Source organism: Kitasatospora sp. NPDC004272 (assembly GCF_053603035.1).
In genome coordinates, this window is the sequence record NZ_JBSGET010000219.1 from 1 (window position 1) to 9,077 (window position 9,077).

Sequence of the window (9,077 nt, forward strand, 5' to 3'; positions counted from 1 at the left end):
CCGGCGGCGGAGTTCTCCTCCCCGGCCCCGGCCGGCGAGGCCCCGGCGCGTCCGGCCGCCCCGCGGCCGGCCCCGGCCAACCCCGCGGCCCGTCCGGGTCCGCGTCCGGCCGGTCCGCGTCCGGGCAACAACCCCTTCACCTCGGGCGGCGCGTCGGGCATGGCCCGTCCGTCCGCCCCGCGTCCGGGCGGCCCGGCCGGTGAGCGCGGTCCGCGCCCCGGTGGCGAGCGCGGTCCCCGTCCGGCCGGTGCGCCGGGTGGCGAGCGCGGTCCCCGTCCCGGTGGCGAGCGCGGTCCCCGTCCGGCCGGTGCGCCGGGCGCCGGTGCCCCGCGTCCGGGCGGTGCCCCGGCCGGTGAGCGCGGTCCCCGTCCCGGTGGCGCCCCGCGTCCCGGTGGTCCGGGTGCCGGTGCGCCGCGCCCCGACGGCATGCCGCGTCCGGCCGCTCCGCGCCCCGGTGCGCCGAGCCCGTCCGGGATGCCCCGTCCGAACCCCGGCATGATGCCGCAGCGTCCGGGCCCGCGCCCGGGTCCGGGTGCCGGTGCGCGTCCGGGTGGCCCCGGTGCGCGTCCGGGTGCTCCGGGCGGTGCCCGTCCCGGCTTCCAGGGCCGTCCGGCCGGTCCGGGCTCGCGTCCGGCCGGTGGCGGCTTCGGCGGTCCCCGTCCGGGTGGCGGCGCCGGTGGCGGCGGTGGCTTCGGCGGCGGCGGTGCCCGTCCCGGTGGCTTCGGCGGTCGTCCCGGCGGCCCGGGTGCCCGTGGCGGCACGCAGGGCGCCTTCGGTCGCGGCCCCGGTGGCCGTCCGGCCCGCGGTCGCAAGTCGAAGCGGGCGAAGCGCCAGGAGTACGAGGCCATGCAGGCCCCGTCCGTCGGCGGCGTGATGCTGCCGCGCGGCAACGGCTCGACCGTCCGCCTCTCGCGCGGCGCTTCGCTGACGGACTTCGCGGAGAAGATCAACGCCAACCCGGCGGCGCTCGTCTCGGTGATGTTCAACCTCGGTGAGATGGTCACCGCCACCCAGTCGGTCTCCGACGCCACGCTGCAGCTGCTGGCCGACGAGATGGGCTTCGTGCTGGAGATCGTCAGCCGGGACGACGAGGACCGCGAGCTGCTGGAGTCCTTCGACATCGACTTCGGTGTCGACGAGGGCGACGAGGAGATGCTGGCCCCGCGTCCGCCGGTGGTCACCGTCATGGGTCACGTCGACCACGGCAAGACCCGCCTGCTCGACGCGATCCGCAAGACCAACGTGGTCGCGGGCGAGGCCGGCGGCATCACCCAGCACATCGGTGCGTACCAGGTGGTCACCGAGGTGAACGGCGAGCAGCGCCCGATCACCTTCCTCGACACCCCGGGTCACGAGGCGTTCTCCGCCATGCGTGCCCGTGGTGCCAAGTCCACCGACATCGCGATCCTGGTGGTCGCGGCCAACGACGGCGTCATGCCGCAGACGGTCGAGGCGCTCAACCACGCCAAGGCCGCCGGCGTCCCGATCGTGGTCGCGGTCAACAAGATCGACGTCGAGGGCGCGGACCCGACCAAGGTCCGCGGCCAGCTCACCGAGTTCGGCCTGGTGGCCGAGGAGTACGGCGGCGACACCATGTTCGTCGACATCTCCGCCCGCCAGGGCCTCAACATCGAGGAGCTGCTGGAGGCCGTGGTCCTGACCGCGGACGCCTCCCTCGACCTGCGCGCCAACCCGGAGCAGGACGCCCAGGGCATCGCGATCGAGGCCCACCTGGACAAGGGCCGCGGCGCCATGGCGACGCTGCTCGTCCAGCGCGGCACCCTGCGGGTCGGCGACTCGGTCGTGGTCGGCGACTCCTACGGCCGCGTCCGCGCGATGCTGGACGAGAACGGCAACAACATCTCCGAGGCGGGCCCGTCCCGTCCGGTGCTGCTGCTCGGTCTGACCTCGGTGCCCCGCGCCGGCGACAGCTTCATCGTCGTCGACGAGGACCGCACCGCCCGCCAGATCGCCGAGAAGCGCGCCGCCCGCGACCGCAACGCCTCGATGGCCCAGCGTCGCGTCCGCGTCTCGCTGGAGGGCTTCGAGGCCGCGCTGCTCGCCGGCAACATCGAGAAGCTCAACCTCATCATCAAGGGTGACGTCTCCGGTTCCGTCGAAGCCCTTGAGGACGCCCTCGTCAAGCTGGACGTGGGCGAAGAGGTCGAGCTGCGGATCCTGCACCGCGGTGTGGGTGCCATCACCGAGTCCGACGTGGACCTGGCGATGGGCTCGGACGCCATCATCATCGGCTTCAACGTGCGCGCCGAGGGGCGTGCCCGTACCGCGGCCGAGCGCGAGGGCGTCGACATCCGGTACTACTCGGTCATCTACCAGGCGATCGAGGAGATCGAGGCCGCGCTCAAGGGCATGCTCAAGCCCGAGTACGAGGAGGTGCGCCTCGGCTCCGCGGAGATCCGCGAGGTGTTCCGCTCCTCCAAGTTCGGCAACATCGCCGGTGTGCTCGTCCGCGAGGGCATCATCCGCCGCAACACCAAGGCGCGCCTGCTGCGCGACGGCAAGGTCGTGGCGGAGAACCTCAACATCGAGGGCCTGCGCCGCTTCAAGGACGACGCCACCGAGGTCCGCGAGGGCTTCGAGGCCGGTGTCACCCTGGGCTCGTTCAACGACATCAAGATCGAGGATGTCATCGAGACCTACGAGATGCGCGAGAAGCCGCGCTCGTAACAGGTGCCGTACCGGGGCCGGTCGGCGGGTGCTTTAACCCGTCGACCGGCCCCGGCCGCGCTTGTTAGGGTCGGGCCCAGTCGGAACAATCCTTCGAGGCCCCCAGACCGGCTCAGGTCTGTCCCACATGTTCGTAGGAACACTCACCTTCGACCTGCTCCTCGGCGACGTGCACTCGCTCAAGGAGAAGCGGTCGATCGTGCGGCCCATCGTGGCCGAACTGCAGCGCAAGTACAGCGTGTGCGCCGCAGAGGTAGGCAACCAGGATCTGCACCGCAGGGCCGAGATCGGCTGCGCGGTGGTGTCCGGCGACGCCGGGTACGTCAGCGAGATCCTGGACAGCTGTGAGCGGCTCGTCGCCGGCCGCCCCGAGGTGGTGCTGCTCTCCGCACGGAGGCGGTACCACCACGACGACGACGAATGACCTGCGGGAGTCACCACCGTCACACCCGCACAGGACCGAGAGCGCCCACAAGGCTGGGCGCGGGCGGGTACGTTGGGGAGAGGGCCCCACCGGGCGAGGTCATGACCCGGGGTACGCGCCTACTGCACGAGGAGGCAACGTGACCGACACCGCTAGGGCGCGCAAGCTCGCCGACCGCATCCAGGTGGTCGTGGCGGAGACCCTGCAGCGCCGGATCAAGGACCCCCGCCTGGGGTACGTCACCATCACCGACGCCCGGGTCACCGGGGACCTGCGCGAGGCCACCGTCTTCTACACCGTCTACGGTGACGAGGCCGAGCGCGAGTCCAGCGCGGCCGCGCTGGAGAGCGCCAAGGGCATCCTGCGCTCCGAGGTCGGCAAGCAGACCGGGGTCCGGTTCACGCCGACCCTGACCTTCGTCGCCGACGCCCTGCCGGACAACGCCCGGAACATCGACGACCTGCTGGACAAGGCCCGGCTCTCCGACGCCGCCGTCCGCACGGCCGCCGCCGGGGCCGCGTTCGCCGGCGACGCCGACCCGTACAAGTCCTCCCGCGACGACGACGAGGACGAGTGACCGTGGCCGGGGAGCCGGCCGAGTCCGGTACCGCGAGGGCGGTCTCCACCATCGGGGTGGAGACCGCCCTCGCGGTGCTTCCGGGCCCTCGCAGCGCGTCATCGGGCGGATCCGGGCTGGAGCCGGACGCCGACGCGCCGGACGGCGCGGGCCGGTTCGAGGAGGAGTGGCGGCGCGCCCTCGAACTGATCGCGGGCAGCGAGGAGATCGACCTGATCTGCCACATCTGCCCGGACGGCGACGCGCTGGGCTCGGCGCTGGCCGCCGCGCTGGCGCTGCGCGGCCTCGGCAAGCGGGTGCGGGTCTCCTTCGGCGACGACCCGCAGGTCGTCCCCGAGTCGCTGTCCTTCCTGCCCGGGCAGGAACTGGTCGTCCCCGCCGCCGCGGTGCCCGCCGCGCCCGCCCTGGTGCTGGCCTTCGACGCCGCCTCCGAGGAGCGGCTCGGCCTGCTGCGGGCCAACGCCTTCGCGGCCGACGCGCTGGTGGTGTTCGACCACCACGCCTCCAACCCCGGCTTCGGCACCGTCCGGCTGATCGACCCGGCCGCGCCCGCCACCGCCGTCCTGGTGGACGAACTGCTGCGGCGGCTGCGGGTGCCGCTCGACCAGTCCATCGCGACCTGCCTGTACACCGGCATCGCCACCGACACCGGCTCGTTCAAGTACCGGGCCACCACGCCCGCCACCCACGAGATGGCCGGGCGGATGCTGGCCACCGGCATCCGGCAGGACCTGATCTCCCGCCAGCTGTGGGACACCACCTCCTTCGGGTACCTCAAGGTGCTCGCCGGGGCGCTGGAGCGGGCCGCGTTCGAGCCCGAGGAGGCCGGCGGGCACGGGCTGGTGTGGACCTGGGTGCCCTACCAGGACCTGGCGCTGTTCGGCGTCACCGTCGAGGAGATCGAGGGCCTGATCGACGTGCTGCGCAAGCCCGCCGAGGCGGACGTCGCGCTGGTGCTCAAGCAGGACCCGGACGGCACGCTGCGCGGCTCCTGCCGCTCCCGCGGCGCGGTCGACGTCGCGGCGGCCTGCGCCCGGCTCGGCGGCGGCGGACACGTGTACGCGGCCGGGTTCAGCGCGCGGGAGGCCGTGGAGAGCGCCGTGCAGCGGTTCCGCACGGCACTGGCCGAGGTCGCCGCGACGCCCGGGGCGGACGCCGGGGCGCCGGGCGCGCGCTAGGCTCGTGCGGTTCGGCGGCCGGGCCGCGGCAGCGGCCGCGCAGGGGTGCGCGCGGAGCAGGGAAGCGCGCGGGATTTCGAAATGATGATGAGCGATGAAGCGTAAAGGGACGGGCCCCGACGGGCTGGTCGTCGTCGACAAGCCGGAGGGCATCACCTCGCACGGCGTGGTCGCCAAGCTGCGCTGGCTGGCCGGGACGCGGAAGGTCGGGCACGCGGGCACCCTCGACCCGATGGCCACCGGCGTGCTGGTGATCGGCGTCGAGCGGGCCACCCGGCTGCTCGGCCACCTGATGCTCACCGCCAAGACCTACGAGGCCACCATCCGGCTCGGGCAGACCACCGTCACCGACGACCGGGAGGGCGAGGTCACCGCCTCCGTCCCGGCCGACGGCGTGGCGCGCGGGGCGATCGACGCCGGGATCGCCGAACTGACCGGCGAGATCATGCAGGTGCCGTCGAAGGTCAGCGCGATCAAGATCGACGGCAAGCGCTCGTACGCCCGGGTGCGCGAGGGCGAGGACTTCGAACTCGCCGCCCGGCCCACCACCGTGCACTCCTTCACCGTGCACGGGGTGCGCCCGGCCGTCGCCGAGGACGGCACGCCGGTGCTCGACCTGGACGTCACCGTCGAGTGCTCCTCCGGCACGTACATCCGGGCGCTGGCCCGCGACCTCGGCGCCGGGCTCGGCGTCGGCGGGCACCTGACCGCGCTGCGGCGCACCAGGGTCGGGCCGTACTCGGTCGAATCGGCGCGCACCCTGGAGCAGTTGGAGGAGAAGCTGGAGGTGCTGCCGATCGCCGAGGCCGCGGCCGCCGCCTTCCCGCGCTGGGACGTGGACGCCGAGCAGGCCCGGCTGCTCGCCAACGGCGTGCGGCTGGACGCGCCCGGGCTGGGCGTGGACGGGCCGGTCGCGGTCTTCGACCCGGACGGGCGGTTCCTGGCACTGATCGAGGAGAGCGGCGGCAAGGCCAAGCCGGTGGCGGTGTTCGTCGGCTGAGGGCCGGCGCGCGGGCCGCGCGGGGTTTCAGCGCAGTGCCAGGCGCCAGTCGGTGCTGCGCAGGAAGCGGCCCGAGCGCTGCGGGTACTCGAAGTCGCACGGGCCGCCGTCGGTGAAGCCCAGGCGGGCGCAGAGCGCGTTCGAGGGCGCGTTGTCGACGGCCGGGAAGGCGTGCAGCACGCCGGGCGCCGACGGGTCGGCGGCCACCTCGGCGCGCAGCGCGGCGAGCATCGCCCGGCCCGCCGCCAGCGCGACGCCCCGGCCCTGGAACTCCGGCAGCACGTTCCAACCGGTCTCGTGCACCTCGGCGCCCCGCCACCCGCGCCGGTGCCGGGCGATCGAACCGGCCTCCGCACCGTCCACCAGCACCGCGTACACCACGCCGCCCAGGGACGGCAGTTCGAGGTAGCGGCGGTGGCGCAGCAGCAGCTGCTCGGGGGTCTCCGGGCCGCCGACGTGACGGCGCATCAGCGGGGTGTTGATGCGGCGCAGCAGGCCGAGGCGGGAGTCGGACCAGGGTTCCAGGCGGACGTCCATGACCGGCAGGGTGGCCCGGGGCGCGGGCCGGGCGCCAGCGGATTTCCGGCCGGGGCGCGGAGGCGCGGGATACGGGGACGCGGGGTACGGGGGCGGGCGGGGCGGGTGTCAGGGGCGACCGGGCCGGGCCGGGGCGCGGGGCGGGCCAAGTGCGTCGGCCGGGGCGGTAGTTGGGGCGGACGGGGGCGGCCCGGGTGGTTCGGCGCGGGGTGCGCGCCGGACGCCGGTGCCGGGGGCGCACGGAGTGAAGCGGTGTGGTGAGAGGGGCGTGCGGGGTGCTGTGGGGCTGGTGGGGGGCAGGCTGACCGGCGGCGTGTACGGCGGCCGTACCCCGGTCCCGCACGGGGCCGGGTGCGGCCCGGCGGGAGGACTGGCGGGATGGGCGAGGGTGCGGACGCCGGCTTCGCGGGGGATCCGGCGCAGGCGCTGCTGCGGATCAGGGACCAGCAGGGCCGACTGTGCGGCCTCGGCTTCGTCGCCGACCGGGACGGCACGGTGGTCACCGCGCACGAGGCGGTCGCCGGACTGCCCCGGCTGGTGCTGCACACCCCCGGCGGGCAGACCCGGGTGCTCGGCCCGGAGAGCGTCGACCTGCTCCCCGACCGCGGCCTGGCCCTGCTGCGCACCGCAGCGGTCGGCGGCGTCCCCGGCCCGGCCCTGCCGGTCGGGCGCGGACCGGTCACCGGCCCCGTCGCGGTCCCGCACCAGCGCTGGGAGGACGGCGCGCCCGCCCTGGCCCGGGGCGGCCCGCTCGGCCGGGAGAACGGCCGCTGCGGGGACGGCGCCCAGGTGCGCACCGTCCCCGGCATCGTGCTGCTCGACCTGCCGGTGACCCCGCTCGCCGGGGCGCCCGTGCTCGACCCCGGGACCGGCGCGGTGCTCGCCGTGATCGCCCCCCGGGTGCGCGCCGTCCCCGGCCCCGGTACGGCCGCCGTCCCGCTCGGCGCCGACGGCCCGCCCGACGGGGACGGCCCGCTCGACCGGCTGCTGGCCCGCAACGCCGCCGACGCCCCCGCGTACGGACCGGCGCTCAACCTCGGCGGCGCGCTGCAACTGGCCCGGGCCCAGCTCGCCGACGCCGCCGCCGGGCCCGGACGGATCGCCGAACTCGCCGCCGACCGGGTCGACCGCCCCGACGGCCTCAGCGGCGAGGAGCCGCAGGACGCGCTCACCGTGCTGCTCGGCGACAGCGGCAGCGGCCGCACCACCGAACTCGCGGCCCTCGCCGTCCGCCGGTCGGACGCCGCCCAGCCGCTGCCGACCCTGTGGCTGCGCGGCGCCGACCTGGCCCCGGGCGACCGCGCCCTCGGCGACCCGCTGCGCCGCCGGCTCGCCGCCGCGGCCCGGCGGGCGGGCCTCCCGGAGGCCGGGCCGGAGGAGCTCGCCGCGCTGTGCGCCGACGCCGGACGACCGCTGCTGGTGGTGCTCGACGGGCCCGAGGAGGCGCCGCTCGCGCTGTCCGCGCGCTGGCTGGGCGCCGCCCTGGAGTGGCTGCGCACCCACCGGGCCCGGGCCCTGGTCGCCTGCCGGCCCGACGGCTGGGAACAGCTCGGCCCCTGGCGCCCCGCCGCCCGCGCGCTGTGGCTCGGCCCGCTCACCGACGACGCCGCGACCCGGGCCCGGCGCCGCTACGGGCTGCCCGGCGCCTTCCTCGGCCCGGCCGAGCACGGCCACCCGCTGGCCCTGCGGCTGGCCGGCGAACTGCGCGGCGCGGGCGTGCACGGCCCGGTCGGCAGCCGGGCCGAACTCTTCGACGGCTGGCTCGACCTGGCCTGCCTCAACGTCGCCCGCCGGGTCGCCCTCACCCCGGGCGGCTCCCGCCGGCACCGCCGCGGCGGACCGCCCGCGCCCGGCGAGGACGCCCGGCAGGTGCGGCGGCTCGCCGCCGTCGCGGCCGGGCGGCTGCACGAGGCCGCCCGGCTGATGCTCGGCGCGGGGGACGGGGCGCTGCCCGCCGCGGAGTTCGCGCGGCTGTTCCCGGAGCCGGGCGGCTGGGCGCGGGCCGTCCGGGAGGAGCGGCTGCTGGTCCCGGCGGGGGCCGGCCACCGGGCCGGGCACGAGGAGTGGGGGGAGTGGCTGCAGAGCCTCCACCTGGACCTGGACGCGGCGCTGCGGCTGGTGCTGGAGGAGGCGCAGGAGGCGCAGGAGGGGGAGGTGGAGGAGACGGCGGGCGGGGAGCGGGTCGCGGGGGAGGCCGGGAGCGGCGGGACGCTCCGGGCCCCGTCGGACGGCAGCAGCCACGGGCCCGCCGTTCCCCGGGCCCCTGAGGGGGCCTTCGGCGGGACGCCCGGTCGGGAGACCGGTGGGGCGCCGGCCGGGGCCGGGGTCGGGGCCGGGGTCGGGCGGTGCCGGGTCGGGGTGGTGCTGGGGGCGTTGCGGCGGGCCGGGGAGCTGCGAGGGGCGGCGGCGCTGGACGGCTGGCTGCGGCGGGCACTGGCGGCGCTGGAGCGCTCGGAGCGCGGCGGGGAGGCGGACTGGTGGGCGGGCCGGCTGCTGGTGGCGGGCCTGGCGGGGAGCCCGGAGCCGTCCGCGCACCGGGAGCTGCTGGAGCTGCTGGCCGAACGGGCCGGCCGGGACGAGCGGTTCGGCGCCGCGTTCTGGGCCGGGCTGCCGCTGCCGGTGGCCGAACGGGTCGCGCTGCTGGGCCGGTTGGCGCGCGGCCCGGGCCGCGCG

At 76.5% G+C, this 9,077-nt stretch carries 6 protein-coding genes and 1 pseudogene; 6 read left to right on the forward strand and 1 reads right to left on the reverse strand.

Going from position 1 to position 9,077, the window contains the following annotated elements; translation table 11 throughout:
- From infB to truB, 5 genes are all read left to right on the forward strand, one after another.
- A partial coding sequence (gene infB / locus ACWEO5_RS36880) for a translation initiation factor IF-2 (protein WP_452166460.1) occupies positions 1-2,688 on the forward strand: 2,688 nt, incomplete at its 5' end.
- A 127-nt stretch (positions 2,689-2,815) separates the two neighbouring features.
- The gene (locus tag ACWEO5_RS36885; protein WP_176190225.1) at positions 2,816-3,112 is read left to right on the forward strand and encodes a DUF503 domain-containing protein; all 297 of its coding nucleotides are present in this window, start codon (positions 2,816-2,818) and stop codon (positions 3,110-3,112) included.
- A gap of 139 nt (positions 3,113-3,251) precedes the next feature.
- Positions 3,252-3,689 (forward strand): 30S ribosome-binding factor RbfA, encoded by a 438-nt coding sequence (gene rbfA / locus ACWEO5_RS36890; RefSeq protein ID WP_452166461.1) that lies wholly within the window; start codon positions 3,252-3,254, stop codon positions 3,687-3,689.
- A 2-nt stretch (positions 3,690-3,691) separates the two neighbouring features.
- Complete coding sequence (locus tag ACWEO5_RS36895; protein ID WP_452166462.1) at positions 3,692-4,867, forward strand: DHH family phosphoesterase; 1,176 nt, start codon at positions 3,692-3,694, stop codon at positions 4,865-4,867.
- 94 nt (positions 4,868-4,961) lie between these two features.
- The gene (gene truB, locus ACWEO5_RS36900) at positions 4,962-5,867 is read left to right on the forward strand and encodes a tRNA pseudouridine(55) synthase TruB (protein WP_452166463.1); all 906 of its coding nucleotides are present in this window, start codon (positions 4,962-4,964) and stop codon (positions 5,865-5,867) included.
- 27 nt (positions 5,868-5,894) lie between these two features.
- Here the strand turns inward: truB and ACWEO5_RS36905 are convergent, their stop codons facing one another.
- Positions 5,895-6,404 (reverse strand): GNAT family N-acetyltransferase, encoded by a 510-nt coding sequence (locus tag ACWEO5_RS36905; protein ID WP_452166464.1) that lies wholly within the window; start codon positions 6,402-6,404, stop codon positions 5,895-5,897.
- 378 nt (positions 6,405-6,782) lie between these two features.
- Here ACWEO5_RS36905 and ACWEO5_RS36910 point away from each other — a divergent pair.
- A pseudogene (locus ACWEO5_RS36910) lies at positions 6,783-9,077 on the forward strand (hypothetical protein); the annotation flags it as partial.

Excerpts from the sequence above, each read along its gene's own strand:
- ACWEO5_RS36885 (WP_176190225.1), top strand. The coding sequence starts at position 2,816 with ATGTTCGTAGGAACACTCACCTTCGACCTGCTCCTCGGCGACGTGCAC.
- truB (WP_452166463.1), top strand. The coding sequence starts at position 4,962 with ATGAAGCGTAAAGGGACGGGCCCCGACGGGCTGGTCGTCGTCGACAAG.
- ACWEO5_RS36905 (WP_452166464.1), bottom strand. The coding sequence starts at position 6,404 with ATGGACGTCCGCCTGGAACCCTGGTCCGACTCCCGCCTCGGCCTGCTG.